20 protein-coding genes, 2 tRNA genes, 1 other RNA gene and 1 pseudogene are annotated in these 20,081 nt (G+C 69.1%); 13 read left to right on the forward strand and 11 right to left on the reverse strand.

The genetic code is table 11. From position 1 onward, the window contains the following. Window positions 1-7 precede the first annotated feature (7 nt). Together KBX08_RS01610 and KBX08_RS01615 are read right to left on the reverse strand one after the other, a co-directional pair. Window positions 8-1,162 carry a HAMP domain-containing sensor histidine kinase gene (locus KBX08_RS01610; RefSeq protein WP_210780733.1) on the reverse strand — a complete coding sequence of 385 codons (1,155 nt, stop codon included), beginning with the start codon at window positions 1,160-1,162 and terminating at the stop codon, window positions 8-10. Further along, window positions 1,159-1,815: a response regulator transcription factor gene (locus tag KBX08_RS01615; protein WP_181518658.1), complete on the reverse strand. Its 657-nt coding sequence runs from the start codon at window positions 1,813-1,815 to the stop codon at window positions 1,159-1,161. Before KBX08_RS01615 ends, KBX08_RS01610 begins: the two co-directional genes overlap by 4 nt. A 140-nt stretch (window positions 1,816-1,955) precedes the next feature. Between KBX08_RS01615 and KBX08_RS01620 the strand changes: the two genes are divergently transcribed. Genes KBX08_RS01620 through KBX08_RS01635 form a run of 4 tightly spaced genes read left to right on the forward strand, consistent with a single transcriptional unit; the run spans window position 1,956 to window position 5,447 of the window. Continuing rightward, on the forward strand, window positions 1,956-2,468 hold the full coding sequence (locus KBX08_RS01620) for a hypothetical protein (protein WP_238690379.1): 513 nt from the start codon (window positions 1,956-1,958) through the stop codon (window positions 2,466-2,468). Further along, a complete protein-coding gene (locus KBX08_RS01625) occupies window positions 2,465-3,556 on the forward strand; it encodes a peptidoglycan-binding protein (RefSeq protein ID WP_210780735.1) in 1,092 nt (363 codons plus the stop codon). Before KBX08_RS01620 ends, KBX08_RS01625 begins: the two co-directional genes overlap by 4 nt. An 8-nt stretch (window positions 3,557-3,564) precedes the next feature. After that, window positions 3,565-4,248, forward strand: coding sequence for an ABC transporter ATP-binding protein (locus tag KBX08_RS01630; RefSeq protein WP_210780919.1), 684 nt, complete (start codon window positions 3,565-3,567; stop codon window positions 4,246-4,248). Then, window positions 4,248-5,447, forward strand: coding sequence for an ABC transporter permease (locus KBX08_RS01635; RefSeq protein ID WP_210780736.1), 1,200 nt, complete (start codon window positions 4,248-4,250; stop codon window positions 5,445-5,447). The genes KBX08_RS01630 and KBX08_RS01635 overlap by 1 nt, the downstream gene beginning before the upstream one ends. Window positions 5,448-5,554: 107 nt before the next feature. Here the strand turns inward: KBX08_RS01635 and deoD are convergent, their stop codons facing one another. After that, window positions 5,555-6,262 carry a purine-nucleoside phosphorylase gene (deoD, locus tag KBX08_RS01640; protein ID WP_074315244.1) on the reverse strand — a complete coding sequence of 236 codons (708 nt, stop codon included), beginning with the start codon at window positions 6,260-6,262 and terminating at the stop codon, window positions 5,555-5,557. Between the two features lie 75 nt (window positions 6,263-6,337). Here deoD and KBX08_RS01645 point away from each other — a divergent pair. After that, a tRNA-Ser gene (locus KBX08_RS01645) sits at window positions 6,338-6,424 on the forward strand. Window positions 6,425-6,480: 56 nt separating this feature from the next. Here the strand turns inward: KBX08_RS01645 and KBX08_RS01650 are convergent. From KBX08_RS01650 to KBX08_RS01660, 3 genes are all read right to left on the reverse strand, one after another. Continuing rightward, window positions 6,481-7,230 (reverse strand): SDR family oxidoreductase, encoded by a 750-nt coding sequence (locus KBX08_RS01650; RefSeq protein WP_210780737.1) that lies wholly within the window; start codon window positions 7,228-7,230, stop codon window positions 6,481-6,483. Window positions 7,231-7,543: 313 nt separating this feature from the next. Further along, on the reverse strand, window positions 7,544-8,038 hold the full coding sequence (locus KBX08_RS01655; RefSeq protein ID WP_238690381.1) for a hypothetical protein: 495 nt from the start codon (window positions 8,036-8,038) through the stop codon (window positions 7,544-7,546). 32 nt (window positions 8,039-8,070) lie between these two features. Further along, on the reverse strand, window positions 8,071-8,685 hold the full coding sequence (locus KBX08_RS01660) for a hypothetical protein (RefSeq protein WP_210780739.1): 615 nt from the start codon (window positions 8,683-8,685) through the stop codon (window positions 8,071-8,073). A gap of 157 nt (window positions 8,686-8,842) precedes the next feature. Here KBX08_RS01660 and KBX08_RS01665 point away from each other — a divergent pair, with 157 nt between their 5' ends. Continuing rightward, window positions 8,843-9,481: a DUF1349 domain-containing protein gene (locus tag KBX08_RS01665; RefSeq protein ID WP_210780740.1), complete on the forward strand. Its 639-nt coding sequence runs from the start codon at window positions 8,843-8,845 to the stop codon at window positions 9,479-9,481. 24 nt (window positions 9,482-9,505) lie between these two features. Here the strand turns inward: KBX08_RS01665 and KBX08_RS01670 are convergent, their stop codons facing one another. Both KBX08_RS01670 and KBX08_RS01675 read right to left on the reverse strand, forming a co-directional pair. Further along, window positions 9,506-9,697 (reverse strand): DUF397 domain-containing protein, encoded by a 192-nt coding sequence (locus tag KBX08_RS01670; protein ID WP_112700045.1) that lies wholly within the window; start codon window positions 9,695-9,697, stop codon window positions 9,506-9,508. After that, on the reverse strand, window positions 9,688-10,455 hold the full coding sequence (locus KBX08_RS01675; protein ID WP_210780741.1) for a helix-turn-helix transcriptional regulator: 768 nt from the start codon (window positions 10,453-10,455) through the stop codon (window positions 9,688-9,690). The genes KBX08_RS01670 and KBX08_RS01675 overlap by 10 nt, the downstream gene beginning before the upstream one ends. A gap of 198 nt (window positions 10,456-10,653) precedes the next feature. Between KBX08_RS01675 and KBX08_RS01680 the strand changes: the two genes are divergently transcribed. From KBX08_RS01680 to KBX08_RS01690, 3 genes are all read left to right on the forward strand, one after another. After that, the gene (locus tag KBX08_RS01680) at window positions 10,654-10,896 is read left to right on the forward strand and encodes a flavin reductase (protein WP_210780742.1); all 243 of its coding nucleotides are present in this window, start codon (window positions 10,654-10,656) and stop codon (window positions 10,894-10,896) included. A 435-nt stretch (window positions 10,897-11,331) separates the two neighbouring features. Further along, complete coding sequence (locus tag KBX08_RS01685) at window positions 11,332-12,657, forward strand: DUF262 domain-containing protein (RefSeq protein ID WP_210780743.1); 1,326 nt, start codon at window positions 11,332-11,334, stop codon at window positions 12,655-12,657. After that, window positions 12,654-13,691, forward strand: coding sequence for a HEPN domain-containing protein (locus tag KBX08_RS01690; RefSeq protein ID WP_210780744.1), 1,038 nt, complete (start codon window positions 12,654-12,656; stop codon window positions 13,689-13,691). Before KBX08_RS01685 ends, KBX08_RS01690 begins: the two co-directional genes overlap by 4 nt. Window positions 13,692-13,802: 111 nt before the next feature. On the opposite strand, the pseudogene KBX08_RS01695 reads toward KBX08_RS01690, so the two are convergent. Together KBX08_RS01695 and KBX08_RS01700 are read right to left on the reverse strand one after the other, a co-directional pair. Beyond that, a pseudogene (locus tag KBX08_RS01695) lies at window positions 13,803-14,207 on the reverse strand (HAD family hydrolase); the annotation flags it as partial. Window positions 14,208-14,416: 209 nt separating this feature from the next. Then, window positions 14,417-14,501, reverse strand: a tRNA-Ser gene (locus KBX08_RS01700). Window positions 14,502-14,583: 82 nt separating this feature from the next. Between KBX08_RS01700 and ffs the strand changes: the two genes are divergently transcribed. After that, window positions 14,584-14,673: signal recognition particle sRNA small type (gene ffs / locus KBX08_RS01705), an RNA gene on the forward strand. A 202-nt stretch (window positions 14,674-14,875) separates the two neighbouring features. Continuing rightward, window positions 14,876-17,947 (forward strand): DNA polymerase III subunit gamma and tau, encoded by a 3,072-nt coding sequence (locus KBX08_RS01710; RefSeq protein ID WP_210780745.1) that lies wholly within the window; start codon window positions 14,876-14,878, stop codon window positions 17,945-17,947. 65 nt (window positions 17,948-18,012) lie between these two features. Here KBX08_RS01710 and KBX08_RS01715 read toward each other — a convergent pair whose 3' ends face one another. Then, entirely contained in the window at window positions 18,013-18,684 is a 672-nt protein-coding gene (locus KBX08_RS01715; protein ID WP_210780746.1) for a DUF998 domain-containing protein, read from the reverse strand. A 201-nt stretch (window positions 18,685-18,885) separates the two neighbouring features. On the opposite strand from KBX08_RS01715, the gene KBX08_RS01720 reads away from it, so the two are divergent. Further along, the gene (locus KBX08_RS01720) at window positions 18,886-19,194 is read left to right on the forward strand and encodes a YbaB/EbfC family nucleoid-associated protein (protein WP_007466279.1); all 309 of its coding nucleotides are present in this window, start codon (window positions 18,886-18,888) and stop codon (window positions 19,192-19,194) included. An 8-nt stretch (window positions 19,195-19,202) separates the two neighbouring features. Next, the gene (gene recR / locus KBX08_RS01725) at window positions 19,203-19,796 is read left to right on the forward strand and encodes a recombination mediator RecR (RefSeq protein WP_210780747.1); all 594 of its coding nucleotides are present in this window, start codon (window positions 19,203-19,205) and stop codon (window positions 19,794-19,796) included. Window positions 19,797-20,081 lie beyond the last annotated feature (285 nt).

Genomic DNA, 20,081 nt, shown 5'->3' on the forward strand with positions numbered 1-20,081 from the left:
CCGCCGGTCAGGCCGGCGGCAGGGTGACAGTGACGATCAGACCGCCGTCCGGGCGGGGCTGCGCCTCGGCGGTGCCGCCGTGGGCCCGGGCCACCGCGCGGACGATGGACAGCCCCAGCCCGAAGCCCCGCGCGCCCACGACCCGCTCCCGCGACAGCCGGCGGAAGGGCTGGAACATCGTCTCGACGTCGTAGCCGGGGATGACCGGGCCGGTGTTTGTCACAGTGAGGGTGGGCCTGCCGTCGACCAGCCCGGTGCGCACCTCCACCCAACCGTCGGCGGGCAGGTTGTGGCGCAACGCGTTCTCCACCAGGTTGAACGTGAGCCGCTCCAACAGCACAGGGTCGCCGCTGGTGGGCGCCGGGGTCAGGGCCCGCCGAACCCGCACGTCGGGCGCCTGCTTCCCGGCCTGGTCGGTCGTGTGCGCGCAGACCTCGGCCAGGTCGACCGGCGTACGCTCGGTGAGCTCATTCTCCGAGTCGGCCAGGGTCAGCAGACCGTCGATCAGCCGCTCGTGGCGTTCGTTGACCGCCAGTAGCGACTCGCCCAGTCGCCGGGTCTCCGCCGAGGCGTCCGGGCGGGTGACAGCCAACTCCACCAGGGCGCGGTTGAGCGCCAGCGGCGTACGCAGCTCGTGCGAGGCGTTCGCCACGAACCGGCGCTGCCCGTCGAAGGAACGATCCAGCCGTTCCAGCATCTCGTCGAAGGTGTCGGCGAGTTCGCGTACCTCGTCGGGAGGGCCGGTGAGCGCGATCCGCTCGTGCAGACCACGGCCGGCGGTGTCCGCGCCGGCGATCCGGCGGGCGGTGCCGGTGATCTGGAGCAGGGGCTGCAACGCCCGACCGGCGAGCAACCAGCCGAACGCGATCGCCACCGTCGACACCACGATCAACGCGATACCGCCCTGGGTCAGCAGCGACTCCAGGGCGTTGCGCTTCGCCTCGTCCTGCAACTCCTGCAACAGGGTGCGCAGGTTGTCGACGTTCTGCCCGCTGGGCGTCGTGGGGGCGGTCTTCGGCAGGTCGCTCAGCTTCACCCCGAACGGCTGCGGCATCCGCTGATCCACCAGCACGTACGTGACGGCGAGCAGAACCACGCCGGCCAACAGGAAGAGCCCGCCGTAGATGAGGGTGAGCCGGGCGCGGATCGTGAGGCGTTTCATCGGATCTGGTACCCCGCCCCGGGGACCGTCTCGATCACCGGTGGGTCGCCGAGTTTGCGGCGCAGCTTCATGACCGTCACCCGGACCACGTTGGTGAACGGGTCGATGTGCTCGTCCCAGGCGCGTTCCAGCAGGTCCTCGGCGGAGACCACAGCGCCGTCGGCGCGCAGCAGCTCGGCCAGCACCGCGAACTCCTTGCGGGACAGCGCCACGTGCCGGTCGTCCCGGCGTACCTCGTGTCGGGCCGGGTCGAGCTGGATGCCGGCGCGACGCAGCGTCGGCGGCGCCGCCGGGCGGGACCGGCGGGTCAGCGCGTGCACCCGGGCCGACAGCTCGACCAGGGCGAACGGCTTGGTCAGGTAGTCGTCGGCACCGAGCGCCAACCCCGCCACCCGTTCCCGGACCGCCGCCGACGCGGTCAACATCAGCACCCGGGTCTCCCCGCCCGCGTCCACGATCGCCCGGCACACGTCGTCGCCGTGCACCACCGGCAGGTCCCGGTCCAGGACCACCACTGCGTACTCGTTGACGCCGAGCCGTTCCAACGCGGCGTCCCCGTCGTACGCCACGTCGACAGCGAACGACTCCCGACGCAGCCACTCGGCGATGGCGTCCGCCAGCACGTTCTCGTCCTCGACCACCAGCACTCTCACCCCTCCATGGTGCGCGGGGTGCGGTAACGCCGGCATAACCGCCGACGGTAACGCCGGGGATACGCCCACTGCCGTGCACTGGTGTCACGTTCGGCGAACCGCGCCGGACCTGAGCGGAAGCGGACACCATGCGACGACAGATGCTTGCGATCCCCGTCCTGCTCGCCCTGGCGCTGTCCGGGTGCGGCGCGGGAGGCGACGACGGCGGCGGGGTCGCGACCGCCGGTGGCGCGAAGGCCGAGGCCACGGTGAGCGGCACGCCGGTCAGTGACTCGGAGCGGCAACTCGGCTTCGCCCGGTGCATGCGGGAGAACGGGGTGGACATGCCCGACCCGGAGCCGGGTGGCCGTCCCGGCTTCCGGTTCGGCGCGGACGTGGATCAGCAGAAGGTCCAGGCGGCCATGGAGAAGTGCCAGGACAAGCTGCCCAACGGCGGGCAGGGACCGCAGCTCAACCCCGAGCAGGCCGAGCAGATGCGCACGCTGGCCAAGTGCATGCGGGAGAACGGGGTGCCGGACTTCCCGGACCCGGACGCCGACGGGCGGGTCCGCATCGGGACGGGGGGCAACGCGATCAACATCGGCGACCCGGCCATGAAGGCCGCGCTGGAGAAGTGCCGGCAGCACGCGCCGCAGTTCGGGGCCGGCCGGTGACGGGCGCCAGCCGACGCTCGCGGCTGCGCGCCGCCGTCACCGGCGGCGTCGTCCTGCTGGTCGCCGCCGTGGGCGTGGTCGCCGCGGTGGGCTTCGGCGGCGGCTCCGACGGGGGCCGCGCCCAGGCCGGCAGCGCGCCACCCGCCACCGCCACTGTCACCCGGCAGACCCTCGCCGACTCGGAGACCGCTGACGGTGAGCTGGGGTACGGCGTGACGCGTACCGCCACGGCGAAGCTCAACGGCACCGTCACCGCGCTGGCGGCCACCGGGTCGACGGTACGGCGGGGCAAGGCGCTCTACCTGGTCGACAACGAGGAGGTGGTGCTGCTCTACGGCGGGTTGCCCGCGTACCGGACCCTCGCCCCCGGGGTGGAGGGGCCCGACGTCGCGCAGTTCGAGCGGAACCTCGAAGCGCTGGGCTACACCGGCTTCACTGTCGACGACGAGTACACCGGCGCCACCGCGGACGCCGTCCGGGACTGGCAGGAGGACCTGGGCCTGACCGAGACCGGTCGGGTCGAGCCGGGACGGGTCGTGTACGCCGACCGGGAGGTCCGGGTGGAGGGCCACCAGGTCGACGTCGGCGATCTCACCCAGCCCGGCCAGGCGGTGCTGACGTACACCGGCACCAGCCGGGTCGTCACCGTCGAGTTGGACGTGGACGACCAGCGGTTGGCCAAGCGCGACGCGAAGGTCACCGTGCGGTTGCCGGACGGCCGGTCGGTGGCGGGCACGATCAGCACTGTCGAGACGGTCGTCCAGGCCGGCGCGGCCGGTGCCAACGGGCAGGCCGCCGACGCCGAGACGAAGATCGAGGTGACAGTCGCGGTGACCGACCCGAAGGCCCTCACCGGCTTCGACCAGGCCAGCGCGGACGTCACGTTCACCGTCTCGGAGCGCCGCGACGTGCTCACCGTGCCGGTGGCGGCGCTGTTGGCGCTGGCCGAGGGCGGCTACGGCGTCCAGGTCGCCGAGGGCGACGCGAGCCGGGTCCTCGCGGTGACCACCGGGTTGTTCGCCGACGGCCGGGTGGAGGTCACCGGTACGGGCCTCACCGAGGGTACGACGGTGGTGGTGCCGACGTGAGCGGCGAGGTGATCGTGCTCGACCGGGTCAGCAAGCGGTACGCCGGCGGCGTCGTCGCGTTGGACGACGTGTCGCTGCGAATCGGTCACGGCGAGTTGGTAGCGATCGTCGGTCCGTCCGGATCGGGTAAGTCGACAATGCTGCACCTGATCGGCACCCTGGACCGGCCGTCGTCGGGCAGCGTGCTCATCGACGGGTACGACGCGGCGAAGCTGACCGACCGGGAGTTGTCCGCGCTGCGGGCCACCCGGATCGGCTTCGTCTTCCAGCAGTTCCACCTCGCCCCCGGCGTCCCGGTCGTGGACAACGTGGCCGACGGGTTGCTCTACTCCGGCGTACCGCTGCGGCGGCGGCGCGAACGGGCGGAGGCCGCGTTGGTCCGGGTCGGCCTGGGCCACCGGTTGGGGCACCGGCCGCACGAGCTGTCCGGCGGGGAACGGCAGCGGGTGGCAGTGGCCCGCGCGGTGGTCGGCGAGCCGGCGGTGCTGCTCGCCGACGAGCCGACCGGCAACCTGGACTCCCAGTCCGGTGCCGGGGTGTTGGAGTTGCTGCACGATCTGCACCGGGCCGGAACCACAGTCGTGGTGATCACGCATGACCGGGAGATCGCGGGAAGCCTGCCCCGGCAGGTGCGGATGCGTGACGGCGCGGTGCGGCACGACTCGGCCCTCGCGTCGGGCGGTGTCGGCTGATGGCGACGCTGACCCCGGCCCGACTGCGGCCGGCGGACGTCGTGCGCGTCGGTGGGGTGGGGCTGCGGACCCGTCCGCTGCGGGCGTTCCTCTCCGCGTTGGGCATAGCGATCGGCATCGCCGCGATGATCGCGGTGGTCGGTATCTCCTCGTCGTCCCGAGCCGAGCTGGACCGGGCGCTCGACGCGCTCGGCACCAACCTGCTCACCGTCGAGCCGGGCAGCACCCTGTTCGGCGCGGACGCGCAACTGCCCGAGGAGTCGATCGCGACGATCGGGCGGATCGGTCCGGTGACCGAGGTGTCCGCGACCGGGCAGGTGCCCGACGCGAAGGTGTACCGCTCGGATCGGATCCCGGCGGCGGAGACCGGTGGCATCGCCACCCGGGCGGCCCGACTGGACCTGCTCGGCACCGTGGGAGCCGAGGTGGCCACCGGCACCTGGCTCAACGAGGCGACCGCCCGCTACCCCGCGGTCGTGCTCGGCGCCACCGCCGCGCAGCGGCTCGGGATCACCTCGGCGGACCCGCAGGTGCAGGTGTGGCTGGGTGGACGGCCGTTCACAGTGGTCGGCACCCTCGCCGCCGCACCGCTCGCCCCGGAGTTGGACACGTCGGCGTTGGTCGGCTGGGCGGCGGCGGCCGAGTACCTGGGCTTCGACGGTCACCCGACGACCGTCTACACCCGGGCGCAGGAGTCGCAGGTCGAGGCGGTCCGGTCGGTGCTCGGCGCGACCACCAACCCGGAGGCGCCGAACGAGGTCGAGGTGTCCCGGCCCTCGGACGCACTGGCCGCCGCCGAGGCGACCGACGACGCGTTCACCGGCCTGTTGCTGGGCCTGGGCGCGGTCGCCCTGCTGGTCGGTGGGGTCGGCGTGGCGAACACCATGGTGATCTCGGTGCTGGAACGCCGGGCCGAGATCGGCCTGCGCCGGTCACTGGGCGCCACCCGCGGTCAGGTACGGGCCCAGTTCCTCACCGAGTCGCTGCTGCTCTCCGCGCTCGGCGGGATCGGTGGGGTGGTGCTGGGCATCCTGGTCACAGCGGGCTACGCGCTGTCGCAGGACTGGCCGACAGTGGTGCCGGCCTGGGCGATGCTCGGCGGGGTGGGCGCGACAGTGGTCATCGGCGGTCTCGCCGGCCTCTACCCGGCGGTGCGCGCCGCCCGCCTCGCGCCGACGGAGGCGCTGGCCGCCGTGTGACCGGCGTGGCTCGGTTGGGCCGCGTGATGCGACAGAGCGTGATGACTGTGCGGCATATTTATGCCTCACAGTCATCACGCTCGTCGCGGTGACGCCGCCCGGACGGGTCAGGCGATGATCGTGTCGAGGGCGATCTCGACCATCTGGCTGAAGGTCTGCTCGCGCTCCTCCGAGGTGGTCTTCTCGCCGGTCTTGATGTGGTCGCTGACGGTCAACACGGTCAGTGCGCGGGCCTTGAACCGGGCGGCGATCGTGTAGAGCGCCGCCGACTCCATCTCCACCGCCAGCACGCCGTAGTCGGCGAGGGTGTCGTACAGGTCCGGGCGGTCGGTGTAGAAGGCGTCCGCCGCCAGGATCGGCCCCACGTGCATGGTGATGCCGCGTCGCTCGGCCACCTCGACCGACGTACGCAGCAGCCCGAAATCGGCCACCGGGGCGTAGTCGATCAGCCCGTCGAAGCGCATCCGGTTCATGTTCGAGTCGGTGGACGACCCGATCGCGGCCACCACGTCCCGCAGTTGCAGGTCCGTGCTGAGGGCGCCACAGGAGCCGACCCGGATCAGCGTCTTCACGCCGTACTCGTTGATCAATTCGTGGGCGTAGATGGAGGCCGACGGCATGCCCATGCCGGAGCCCTGGACGGAAACCTCGACGCCGTTCCAGCGGCCGGTGAAGCCCAGCATGCCCCGAACCGTCGAGTAGCAGGTGGCGCCCTCGAGGTAGGTCTCCGCGATCCACTTGGCCCGCAGGGGGTCACCCGGCATCAGGACCCGCTCGGCGATCTCGCCCGGCTTCGCGCCGATGTGCGTACTCATGGCAAAGATCCTGCCAGGCCGGCCCGGGCGATACCGGTTCGGCGTCGGAACCGGCGGTCCTGTACCCTCGTCGGCGGTGGCGTGTCCGAGCGGCCTAAGGAGCACGCCTCGAAAGCGTGTGAGGGTTAACGCCCTCCGAGGGTTCAAATCCCTCCGCCACCGCTCTGTAGTGCAGAAACGCCCGGTCGATCCGCGAGGGTCGACCGGGCGTTTTCGCGTCAGAGTTGCTGCTCGCCGCCGTCGACGAACAACTCGCCGCCGGTCATGAAGCTGCTCTGGTCGGAGGCGAGGAAGAGCGCCGCGTTGGCGATCTCGTCCGGGTGTGCCATGCGCTGCATGGGCACGCCCGAGGCGATGGTCTTCAGCAACCCGGGTGCCTCGGCAGGGCTGGGCGCGAGACCGGCGAGACCGGGGGTCTCGGTCGAGCCGGGCACCAGGGTGTTGACCCGGATCTTCCGGCCGATCAGTTCGGCGGCCCAGGTGCGGCCGAACGAGCGGATGGCCGCCTTGGACGCCGCGTAGACGCTGAACGCCGGGGTGCCGTTGCTGGCGGCAGTCGAGCCGGTGAGCACGATCGACGCGCCCTCGTTGAGCAGGGGCAGGGCCTTCTGCACTGTGAAGATGGTGCCGTAGATGTTGGTGTCGAAGGTGTTGGCCACGTGCTCGACCGTGATCGAGTCGAGCGAACGGAACTCCCCACCGCCGGCGTTGGCGAACACCACGTCCAGCCCAGCGCCCCGCTCCTCGATCGCCCGCATCACCCGGTCCAGGTCGTCGAGCTTGCTGACGTCGCTGGCGATGCCTGTGACGTTCGCGCCGATGCTGGCGACGGCCTCGTCCACCGGGCCCTTGCGGCGGCCGGTGACGAAGACGTACGCGCCTTCGGCGGCGAAGCGGCGGGCGGCGGCCAGGCCGATGCCCGTGGTGCCCCCGGTGACGAGGGCTGTCTTGCCGTCGAGCTGTCCCACGATGGATCTCCTCTGTCGGGTGGTCGTGTGCGGCCGGCCGGGCCTCAAGCGAATTCTGTACCGGTCGGTACGTATCCGAACGTGGCGGTAGGAGGAGTTGTTCCGCAAGGCCGTGGCCCGCTACGCCGAAAGGGACACGGGGTACGCGCGGGACGCCTTCGCCCAGCCGACCGCGTACGAGGTGGGTGGTCACCCTGCTCCGCGAGAACGTGGTCGCCGTGATCCGGCCGGACCGACCGCTCGGTCCGTGCCTGGAGCGACTTCGCCCGGACCGGTCGGGCCGACCCGTCCGGTCAGCCCGTAGGTTGTCGGCTCAGCACGGGCCCGCACCCTCGTTGAAGAGGCGGCGGGCCCAGTCCGCGTACCCGGCGATGGTTTTTCGGACAGTGCGCCCGTCGTGCAGGAACAGGTAGGCCCGGTCGCCGCTGCGAGCGAGCAACCCGTCGAGCCGATGTGTCCCCTGTGGAGCCCGCAGCCGGCTGACCTGCGGGTAGCGGTCCCAGACCTCGTCGACGGGCGAGCCTGCCGTTATGCCCTCCGGTGTCCGCATCGGGTCGCCGACCCAGAGCAGCACGAGTTTGTCCTCCACGAAGACCGGGCTGACCGTGTCGTGGCCGGCGAGCATCGGCCCGCAGGCTTCCAGGCTGGTACGCAGGATGCCGCGTCGGGTCAGCTCGTCCTCGGTGGCACCGAACTCGATGTTGCGCAGGCCGTTCAGGTCGATGATCTCCACGTTGCCGGCGGGCCGGCCGTTAGGAATCGACCCGGTTGGCGGTACGCCGCTGCCCGCGATCGAGGCAGCCGTCAACAGCGTGGCGATAAACGCAAATTGTCGCAATTTCATGGAATCCCCCAGTCCCCAACGGAACGGGAGCGTTCAGGTTGCTGCCGAACGCTGGATTCCTGGTTTTCCCACTGCTCGACCAACTCGTCCCAGTAGTCGGCGCTGAGTCGACGCCGCCCGTGCGCCAGCCAACCCTCGGTGCTCCGCTCCAGGTGCAACCCCACTTCGGCGAACCTGTCGATCCAGGTGCCGGGCTCCACGCCGAGCTGACTGAGCGCACAGTTGATCGGCCACTGCTCGCGCGGCGCGCTCAACTCGTCGTCGAAGCGCGGGCCCCAGGACAGCCCTCCGCCCAACCACACCGCTGCCGACTGGTAGCCGACGCCGCCACCGAACTCCGCCTCCACATAGGCCACCGGAGCCGACTGTGACCAGCGGGTCAGCACCTCGACCAGCGCCGTCGACAACACCAGGCCGAACGGGCCCGCGGCGCTGCGCTCGTCAGTGGCGAAATCCGGCAACGACCCGGTCAGCTCGATCACCAACTGCGGGGTGACCGGCAGCAGCGCGAAGTCCTGGCGCAGCTCGCCGAGGACCGCGTGATCCAGCTCGGCGGTCTGCTCGCGGAGCAGTTCGACGTCCGCGACCACCGCGCTGAGCTGGTAAGCCACGGAACCTCCGGTCGTCCACAGCCTGTGGATAGAACATGTGTACGACGGTCTCCCCGTCGTCGCTGCCTGGCACGGTACCGGCCGGAGAGTGGACGTGCCGGGCCCTGCTCGACGAGTGGGCGTCGGCGAGCAGGGCGACGGTTGTACGGTCCTGGCCATGGCCAATCAACTGAGCGTTCCCGGTGTGCCGTTCCCGCTCGTGCCCTCGTCCGCCGAGCTGTGGCGGGTCGACGAGGCGGCCGGCACCTTGGCGGTCGAGGCGCAGCCGCACACTGACATCTTCATCGACCCCAGCACCGGCTCCGCCGAGACCACCACTGTCAGTGCCGAGTCGACGCTCAACGCGGCGACACTGCTCGGGGACCTGCCGACCGGGGACTTCCAGTTCAGCGCCCGGGTCACGGTGGGCTTCGCCGCCACCTTCGACGCCGGGGTGCTGCTGCTGTGGCTCGACGAGCGGCGCTGGGCCAAGCTGTGCTTCGAGTTCTCGCCAGCAGGCGACCCGATGATCGTGTCGGTCATCTGCCGAGGCGTCGCCGACGACGCGAACGCCTTTGTCGTACCCGACCGGTCGGTGTGGCTGCGGGTCTCCCGGGTTGACGGGGTCTACGCGTACCACGCCTCGGTCGACGGTGAGACCTGGCAGCTGATCCGCGTGTTCCTCCTCGACCCCGACACGTCTCGCGACCGGATCGGCTTCGCGGGCCAGTCCCCGACCGGCGAGGGGTGCGGCGTGACCTTCGACGAGATCACGTTCCGGGCAGAGCGTCTGGGCGATCTCCGCGACGGCTCCTGACCTGCCTGTGTGACCGGGCGCAGGTCAGGTGCGCCGGGTGAGCTGGGTGACGAACGCACGCCAGGCCGTGGGCGCGAAGGCGAGCGCCGGGCCGGTCGGGTCCTTTGAATCCCGTACGCCGATGACGCCGGGCAGGTTGTCGGCGACCTCGACGCAGGCGCCGCCGTTGCCGCTGCTGCGGCTGCTCTTGCGCCACCGGGCGCCGTTCAGCTCCATGACTCCGCCACTTCCTGGATGAGTTCGACAGACTGCCAGTGGGACAACGCCTCGCCGCGCACGTTCTCCCATGCCGCCATCATGGCGGCGATGTCCTCGGGGTCGCTAGCCACTTGTCCCTGAAGTTGGTTGTCGAGGTAGCCGGCGACCCGGTGGTCGTGGCTGTGCGCGATCACGAAAGGTCCGTTGAGGCCGGCATAGGCGCCGACCGCGCTGGGCACGACGTGCACCCGGATGTGCGGCTCGACGCACGCCGCCGCCACGGCCAGCAGTTGCTCGCGCATCGTCGACCGGCCGCCCACCGGACGGCGGATGACGGCCTCGTCCACGACCGCAGTGAACTGCGGCGGGTCGTCCCGCTTGAGGATGCCCTGCCGGCCGAGCCGGACCGTGAGATGCCGCTCGATCTCACCCCGGGGGATCAGGCCCGCGTCGCCCAGCACCGCGCGGGCGTACGCCTCGGTCTGGAGCAACCCCGGCAGGACGGTCGACTCGAACCAGCGAAGCGACACCGCCTCCCGCTCGATCTCCTGCCACGGACGAAACCAAATGGGGTCACGACGTCTTGAAGTGTCTGGCCAGATGTCCGACACGTCCTTGTGAAGCGCCTCCGCTGCCGCCAGCCGGTGGCGTGGATGCGGGATGCGGTCCTCGGTCAACCAGCGCCCCACTGTCTTCGGGTCGACGCCGACGGTCTCGGCGAGGGATTCGGTGGTGTGCCCGGTGTCGCTGAGCGCCACCCGAAGCGCGTCGTTCACGGCTCCTCCATCGGATGTCCTAGATATCTGGAAACCATATAGCTACGTGGTGTATCTGTCTCGTAACTCTCCCGAGGGTGGTCAACAGAAGACGGCGTGGCCGGTGGAGGCGCAGGAGCCCGGCGGCCTGCGTCAGTCCGGGGTCGCCCCGACGGGGGAGGCGGGGCGGCCCCCGTCCACCGCGAAGGAGATCCGCCCATGCCCCGCCGCCGCTACCGGAACCACCTGCCGACCCGACCGACCTGGCGCTGTGCCGCGTGCGGCATCGCCTGGCCCTGCTCGGCGGCGAAGCTGCGGCTGCTCGGCGAGTACCGGCATGACCGGCTCGCGTTGACCGTCTACCTGGCGACGCTGCAGACAGAGGCCGGCGAACACCTCACCGACGTCGACCCGGCCCGGCTGGCCGACCGCTTCCTGTCCTGGGCCCGCGCGCGCGCCTGACCTCGCCCGCGCACGGCGAAGCGAGGACACGCTACGTTCCGGAAGTCGGAGTGGGACGGCAAGGTGGTGGGGTGACGCCACCGCACAGACGACTCAGGGCCCGGTCCCCGTGGGGCCGGCCCTGTCGTTCGTGCTGCTCAGGCGAGCGGAGGATACGAGATTCGAACTCGTGAGGGTGTAAACCCAACACGCTTTCCAAGTCTGTTGACCATCGTCCGGCCCCGACCGGCACCGTCCATGACCTGCGTGGTCGCTCGGCATGGACCCTGTTGAACGGCTCCGGCCGGTAGCGAACGAGACCACAACTGAGACCGGGCACGGTCGGCGACGAGGTCTGCGACGGTGTCTAGATCGACATGTATGTTCTGTCGGGCACCAACAGGAAACACCCCCAAGTTGCTCGACGGCCAACGCGAGCACATGCAAAGATTCCCCGTGGACCTTCTTCCAAACGAAGCGAAGATGTTTGAAGTTGCCCCGGCTGTGGGCTCGCCTCATAGTGGCGACGACGAGGCGATCAATGACCGGTACACCAGTGGCGAAGTCCGAATTGTGACGGAGCAAGCTCGTTACCCGCTAACCGCCATCCCCGGAATGGTCAATAGCAACGACTACGAGCTTAACCCAGAGTTTCAGCGCCGGCACCGGTGGAACGACGTTCGGAAGTCTCGCCTGATCGAATCATTCATCATGAATGTGCCAATTCCCCCCATCTTTCTATATGAGGCCAGGTACTCATTCTATGAGGTGATGGATGGCCTTCAACGCTTAAGTGCCATCCGGGACTTCTACGCTGATGAGTTCGCGCTCGATGGTCTGCAAGAGTGGAGTGAACTCAACGGCAAAAGGTATTCGCAGTTGCCAGCAGAGGTACGCAAAGGCGTCGACCGTCGCTACCTGAGCAGTATCATCTTGCTGCACGAAACTGCAAAGTCCGAGGAAGAGGCGCAGCGGCTGAAGCAACTTGTATTCGAGCGGATTAATAGCGGCGGGGAGCGCCTTACCCCACAAGAGTCAAGAAATGCGATCTTCCCGGGGCCGATGAACTCACTTTGCATCGAGCTGTCCCGCGACGAAAACCTTCGCACCTTATGGCACATCCCTGAAGCGGACGGGGAAACTGAGGAAGACTTCGGGAGACCCGAGATCGAACACCAACTCGGCAAGAGCTTGTTCAAAACGATGGGCGACGTCGAGCTTGTGTTGCGATTCTTCGCCTATCGACAGCAATTGAAGAGCCAGGAACGCTTAACTCTCCGCGATTACCTCGACACCTATTTGCGACGAGGTAATGCTCTGCCGAAATCTGAACTCCAAGACCTTTCCCAGATCTTCAAAAGCGCCACCGAGATTGTCCTAATGGTGTTCGGCGAGTACGCCCTATATATGTATAAGGAATATAAGGGAAAGTGGCGTTACACGGGGCGTCCCACCCTCACGGTATACGATCCCTTGATGTGGGCTGTGAGTGCCAATATCGACAAGTCCGCTGAACTCGCGAAGCGTTCTCAAAGCGCTCGTGATCTGCTCAAAGAGATGTACAAGCAGCATCCGCAATCCTTTTCCGGCAGGACGGCTGAGCGGCCGGACATTGAGAATCGGAACAAGCTCTTTCTGGATCTTATCGAAAAGATCCTACAGAGTCCACCTGATCCGGAGGGCGTAGTCAGCTCGATACCTGAGACTGATACAGAGGCATTGGAGATAGGCGACGCGGGCACCGAAGGGAGCCAGTATCCAGCAGGTTGGGCCAGTTCGTGAACAGAAGAGCCTTGCAAGGTTTTCTTACGCGACTGGATGAGATCGACGGCTACCGCAGGAGCTTGATCGTTTCGGCGAGGCTAGCTGGGATGTCAGTTCCGGAATCGCGCCCAGAAGTACGGGAACTTGTGGAAGAACTAGGCTTGGCTGTGTCGCGCGGGATGCGCAAGCGTCTCGACTATTCCAGCCTAGTGGTCTCTCTTTACGGGGCACTGGAGGATTACGTTGAGCGTATCGCTGAGCAGTGTGCGGAAGTATTGAACGGCGCGGTACCGCGATACCTCGACCTGCCTGAGTCGATGCGTAGATGTCACGAGAAGGGATCGCTGAGCCTAGTGGAGCAAGTCATGCGCTCTACTTACACCGGCCAACTCACACAACGAGACTTAATCGCGAACGTCCACGGATGTCTAGAAGGCCGAACGCCCTACCGTCTGAACGTTGAAGCATTTTCAATCCATACCGCTAATGTGCGTCATGGCATTGTCCGCGAAATGTTGGCAAGGGTTTGTGTAGAAGGCGTTGACGAGGCCGTCGGCTCAGATATCCGGACTATTGAGCTGCTGGATCGGTATGGCCGCTCCGGTGGCGAGCCGCATTTTTACCTCGATGATCTAGCTGACCGCCGTAACATGGTGGCCCATGGCGAGGTGCCGCCAGACGTCTTGTCCTTGGATGTGCTGCATGAGTACATTGACGGCTTACGCCTCTTTGGCGTACTCCTATTTGAAAGAGCGCTATGCGGCGTACTGCATCTCACCCTGCCAAATGCCGCAGTTCCGCTAGGAAGACCTACCGCCTCATACAAAAGTGGCAGAATTCTTTGCTTCTGTCCAGACGTGCGGTTCACCCTAAAGTTGGGCGACAGTCTGGTTTGGGAAACGGGAGCCGGGTGGCGCGTATGCGCTATCGAAAGCTTGGAAGTTAATCGTAAGCCTTACAGTTCGCTAATCGGAAATCCGAAAGACAAGTTTGGTGCGGGAATCCCTGTTAACGGAAATGGCAAGGCGGAATACTGGGTGATTCCAGCATAACGCTTTGCCGCAGGTTCGACCCGCGTCTTTCTTGTGGCAGGGGCAACTTAAGTCGACTAATGCATTGTGCCACTGTCGGATGTGGTGTGATGGGTGGGCGCTCGTCTGCTATTAGGCCAGCTGATCTCGGCCGCCGGCTGAATTGATCAATGTCCCGGCTATCGTTCCCATGCTGGTGACTACTACGTCCGCCCCCGCCTCTCGGAACGCCCCGACCTTCGCTGGACGGTTTGCATAACCGATCACCGCAACCCCAGCAGCCCGCGCCCCCTCTATGTCCGACAGCGAGTCGCCGACCAGCACGCACCGAGCCGGCAACTGGCCGAGGGCGCGTACGGCTTGCAGGATCGGTTCCGGGTTGGGCTTCATGCGGCCCGGGTCAGCGTACGCCCGGCCAACGACCGGTTTGACGTACGCGGTAAGCCGGTGCGCCGCCAGGTACGTGCTCACGGCGCCGGCCGAATTGTTGCTGACCACTGCCACCGGCATCCCGGCTTGTCGGGCCGCAACGATGACCGACCAAGTACGCCGTGACATCGCCCAGCAGCTCGGCGGACTTCTCTGGGGCGACCCGCCGCGCGGGCCGGGGGAGAATAGCGACGAACCGCCGCCCAGCCGTCCGGAACAGGGCAAGTGAGACGGCAACTGAGACGGCAGCGACCGTAGAGACGACTCAGGGCCGGTCCCCGTGGGGCCGGCCCTGTCGTTCGTGCTGCTCAGGCGAGCGGAGGATACGAGATTCGAACTCGTGAGGGTGTAAACCCAACACGCTTTCCAAGCGTGCGCCCTAGGCCTCTAGGCGAATCCTCCGCGAGCCAGGATACAGGCCCCTGTCGGCCGGGTCACCCCACCACCCCCTGAAGATCGACGGGCGGTCGGGTAGGCTGGGCGGCACCTCCCGTGCGGCGGTATCTCGTGAACCTCCCCAGGGCCGGAAGGCAGCAAGGATAAGCGAGCTCTGCCGGGTGCACGGGAGGCCTTTTTGTCTGTGGGCCGGTTGATCCACTCGGCATCCGTGATGTCGCGGTGTCCCGGCCACGCGGACACCGCGGTTTCCAGAAAGCCGAGTCGATCAAGCCCTGGCGGCCCGGTGGATCAAGCACGGCATCCGCGGCGCCGGGGTGGTGGGTGGTCACCCGCGCCCGACCGGCGCAGAATGGCTCGGTCGAGAGGAGGCGGGACGAGTGACGCTGGCGCTCTACCGCAAGTACCGGCCGCGTACCTTCGCTGAGGTCATCGGCCAGGAGCACGTGACCGAGCCGCTGTCGCAGGCGCTGCGCAGCGGACGGCTCAACCACGCCTACCTCTTCTCCGGCCCACGCGGCTGCGGCAAGACCACCAGCGCCCGGATCATGGCCCGCTCGCTCAACTGTGAGCAGGGCCCCACTCCCGAGCCGTGCGGCAAGTGTGATTCCTGCCGCTCGCTGGCCGCCGACGGTGCCGGCTCGATCGACGTGATCGAGATCGACGCGGCCAGCCACGGCGGTGTCGACGACGCCCGCGAGCTGCGCGAGCGCGCCTTCTTCGCGCCGGCCAGCAGCCGCTTCAAGATCTACATCATCGACGAGGCGCACATGGTCTCGACCCAGGGCTTCAACGCCCTGCTCAAGCTGGTCGAGGAGCCCCCGGAGTACGTCAAGTTCATCTTCGCCACCACCGAGCCGGAGAAGGTCCTCGGCACGATCCGGTCGCGGACCCACCACTACCCGTTCCGGCTGTTTCCGCCGAAGGTGGTCCGCCCGTACCTGGAGCAGCTCACCCAGGCCGAGGGCGTCGCCGTCGAGCCGGCGGTCTTTCCGCTGGTGGTCCGCGCCGGTGGCGGCAGCATGCGGGACAGCCTCTCGGTGCTCGACCAGCTCATCGCCGGCGCCGGCACGGAGGGGGTCAGCTACGCCCGGGCCGTCGCGCTGCTCGGGGTCACCGACTCGGCGCTGATCGACGAGATGTGCGACGCGCTGGCCGCCGGTGACGGCGCCGCCGCGTACGCCACCGTCGACCGGGTCGCCGAGGCCGGGCACGACATGCGTCGGTTCGCCTCCGACCTGCTGGAACGGCTGCGCGACCTGATCGTGATCCAGCAGGTGCCGGACGCCGCAGCGAAGGGTCTGATCGACGGCCCGGCCGACCAGATAGAGCGGATGGCAGCCCAGGCTTCGCAGCTCGGCTCGGCCACGCTGTCCCGCTGCGCCGACATCGTGCACAACGGGCTGGTCGAGATGCGCGGCACTACCGCGCCCCGCCTGCTGCTGGAGCTGATCTGCGCCCGGATGCTGCTGCCCGGCGCGGACGACTCCACCGGCGGCCTGCTCCAGCGCCTGGAGCGAATGGAACGCCGGCTCACAGTGGGCGGCACCGACGCGCCGTCGGCCGCCGCCGGCTCCGCGCCAACCAACCACCCAGGGGTACGCCCGCAGCCAGCCACCCCGGTCCCGGCTGCCGCCACCCCGACACCAGTGAACGCCCCGACCTCCGCACCGCCGTGGGCTGTCGACCCGGCGGCGTCCCCGGCCCAGGGCGCTCCCGCCCCGGCTGCTTCGGTCACCGGGGCACCCGCTCCGACCTCCGGTGCGCCGGCCTCGTACGCCTCGGCGGCCGACTCGCCGATCCCGGCCTCCCCGGGCGCGTCGACCGGGTCGGCAACCGCTGACCAGGCCGTACCCGTCTCGCCCGCCGGGCCGGCCCCGCGTCGCGTGGTGCCACCGTCGGCGGTGCTTCCCGACCCGGCGACGCCCGCGCCGCCTCGACCCGGAGCACCGGCCGCCGCGCTGGACGCGGTAGCGGTTCGCCGCGTCTGGCCCGACGTGGTCGGCAAGGTCAACCGGACCAACAAGCGGATCGCCGCCCTGATGCGGGACGCGGTCGTCCGCGAACTCGACGGCGACATGCTGGTGCTGACGGTGAAGTCCACAGTGCTGGCCAAGATGATGGCCGACCACGCGGCGGTGCTCACCGACGCGCTGTACGAGGAGTTGGGCGGGCGCTGGCAGATCCGGTGCGAGGTGGCCGGCGAGCGCGGTGGCGTGTCGCTGTCCGGTTCACCGCGCGCGCAGCAGACCGCACCGGCCCGACCCGCCGCGCCGCCAGCCACGCCCGCCGCCGCGACGAACGCCGCGACCCCGACTGCCGCCGGCCCGACGAGCGCGCCGCCGGCCGGGCCAAGCACGAATCCCACGCCTGGCTCGAACCCCACGCCTGGCTCGAGCGCGGCGCCTGGCTCGAACCCCACGCCTGGCTCGAACGGCGGGCCTGGCTCGAACGGCGGGCCTGGCTCGAGCGCGGCGCCGAGTGCGAGCGCGGCGCCTGGCGTCAGCGCTGCGGCTGGCTCGAATGCCGGGCCAAGCACGAACCCCGCGCCGGGTTCGAACGCGCCTGGCTCGAACGCGGCGCCACGTGCGAACGCCGCCGGGCCGGGGACAGTGGGCCCCAACGCCCCGACCGCCGCCGGTCCGACGAACGCCTCGCCGACCGCCGCGAACCCGAGCGGCGCTGCCGGCTCGGCTTCGCGCGGCGGTGTCGGTGCGGGTTCCGCTGGGCACGGTGCTGGCGGGCAGGGCACAGCGCCCTCCACCCCGGCGGCGGACGACGACGGCGACTGGCCGGCGGCGGCCCGCCCCGGCGGCGGCGCCCTCGCCGCCGAGGCTACGGATGACGAGGACTGGCCGGAGGCCGCCCGACCCGGCGGCGCGTCGGCCGGAACCGAGTCGAGCCCCTACTCTGCACCGGCGTCGACCGGCGCGAACGGCAGCACCGGGAACGGGAACGGCAGCACCGGGAACGGTACCAACGGCAGCGGCACCAACGGCGGTGGCGGGAACGGCACCGGGCCGGGCGGTTCGGGCGGTTCCGGGTCAGCGGCCGGTGGCGGTAAACCGGGCGGGCGGGGTAACCCGACACCGGCGGCCCGGCAGCCGGCGGCAGCCGGTGGTGCGCCGGTGAGCAGCGCCATCGCCGCGGCTCGCGCGGCGGCGGCGGGGCGCGGTGCGCGTACCGGAGCGGCAGCCCGGCCCGTCGCGGACGCGGAATGGGCGGGCGAGCCGCCCTACGACCCGGACTTCGACGGCCCGGCGCGGGCCGGTCGACCCGGCGGCGCGGCACCGGCCGCGGCCCCGGCCCTTGAGGGGTTCGACCCGGGCGACGAGCCGTTGGACGAGATCATCGACGAGAAGACCGCACGGGAGTCCAGCGAGGAGCAGGCGGTACGGCTGCTCCGGGAGACCTTCGGCGCCGAGAAGATCAACGAGATCGACGCCCGCTAGCGGCCCCACCCACCCCGGCTCGGCGATCTTGCAGTTTCGGTTGTCGTCTTGCGCCGAATGCCCCTTTATGTCGCAGCAGGAAGTGCAAGATCGCGTAGGGGAGGGGTTTCGGCCAGTAGGACAGCTAGGGCGCAGGCCCACAAGGGGAACGGTAGGACGGCTACTCGTTCCATGCCGCCTACCCCGATGGCCAGGCCCTGTTGGGCGGCGAACAGTGTTGTTCCGGCCAGCGCGATCAGCCCGGCGGTGAGGGTGAGTCGTCGCCATCGGCCGAGCGTCGTGTTTCGTGGTGCGAAGCCGGCCAGGAGCAGGCCGATGTTGCCCATCCCCATGATCAGGACTGCGCCGAGGACGTGCAGGTTCTCGTCGATGTCGGCCGGGTAGAGGGCCGCGAGGGCGTAACCGCCGGTGGCCAGCAGCAGGAGTGTCTGGACCGTGCGCACCACCGGGCCGCGGCCGAGGATTCGCCAGGTCAACAGGAGCCCGGCGGCGAGCAGTACGGCGGTGGCCAGTGTCGCGGTGTTCATCAGTGGGTGCCATGGTGAGCAGACGTAGCGGGGGCGGGTGGTGTCCCAGACGCCGCAGTGGGCGTTGCCGAGGTCGCTGATGTTGTGGGTGGCCCAGCTGTAGGCCGGCTCGCGCCACCGCAGCCCGGTGATCAGGCTGGCGACGAGGAAGATGGGCGCGGCCGCGAGCCAGCACAGTGTGCCGACCCGGCCGGTGCGGTTGAGGTTCATGCCACGAGCAGACCAGTGCGGCGGCTGCGGGCGCACTACCAGCAGATGGCCGGTTCGGGGTAGGGGTAGCCGTACCCGGAGGCTCGGCGTGGGCGGACGCACCGGGCGGGGCGAGGTCGGTCCCAGCGGATAGGCTGAGCGGCGGTCGAGCAGACGAGTGCGAGAAGGAGCCATCCCGTGCGCCCAGGTGGACAGCCGAACATGCAGCAGATGCTGAAGCAGGCGCAGAAGATGCAGCAGCAGATCGCCGCCGCCCAGGCCGAGCTGGCCGAGGCCGAGCTGACCGGCACCGCCGGCGGCGGGTTGGTCACCGCGACCGTCTCCGGCTCCGGTGAACTCAAGGCCATCAAGATCGACCCGAAGGCCGTCGACCCGGACGACGTGGAGACGCTGGAGGATCTGGTCGTCGCGGCAGTGCACAACGCCGCCGAGGCGGCCCGGGAGCTGACCGAGCGCAAGATGGGCCCGGTCGCCGGCGGCATGGGCGGCCTCGGCCTGCCCGGTTTCTGAGCCGGCAGATGTACGAAGGTGCCATCCAGGATCTGATCGACGAGCTGGGTCGGCTGCCGGGCGTGGGTCCGAAGAGCGCTCAGCGGATCGCGTTCCACGTCCTCTCGGCGGATCCGGCCGACGTCAACCGGCTGGCCGGCGCGCTGCGCAAGGTCAAGGAGCTGGTGCGGTTCTGCACCACCTGCTACAACGTGGCCGAGTCCGAGCAGTGCCGGATCTGCCGCGACCAGCGTCGCACCGAAGAGGTGCTGTGCGTGGTGGAGGAGCCCAAGGACGTGGTGGCCATCGAGCGGACCGGTGAGTTCCGCGGTCGCTACCACGTGCTGGGTGGCGCGATCAATCCGCTGGAGGGGATCGGCCCGGACAATCTCCGCATCCGGGAGTTGATGATCCGGCTCGGCGGTGGCGGGGTGCGGGAGTTGATCCTGGCCACGGATCCGAACACCGAGGGCGAGGCGACCGCCACCTATCTGGCGTTGATGGTGAAGCCGATGGGCATCTCGGTGACCCGGCTGGCCAGCGGGCTGCCGGTCGGCGGCGATCTGGAGTACGCCGACGAGATCACCCTTGGTCGGGCCTTCGAGGGGCGCCGCGCGGTCTGACCTCCCTGACGTACGGCCGGTGGCCGGCACCCGTGTGGGTGCCGGCCACCGCTGCGTCTCTGCCCGGAAATGATCTGACACCTGTGCCCTCATCGGGGCTGTTCGACGTAACAGTTTGGCATCGCGGGTGCTGATTGATCGGTTTTTGCCGCTGTTTACCTAAGAATCGAATGTCAAGCGGCGGTTGAGGCACGATCCGATACCAACCGTCCACTCAGCGGTTTCCGGGTGGACGCATCGGGAGCTATGGTCACCGCCATCGGTGACCCCTGTCACCACGTTGTC

It is taken from the genome of Micromonospora sp. H61 (genome assembly GCF_018070325.1).
Taxonomy (GTDB): domain Bacteria; phylum Actinomycetota; class Actinomycetes; order Mycobacteriales; family Micromonosporaceae; genus Micromonospora; species Micromonospora salmantinae.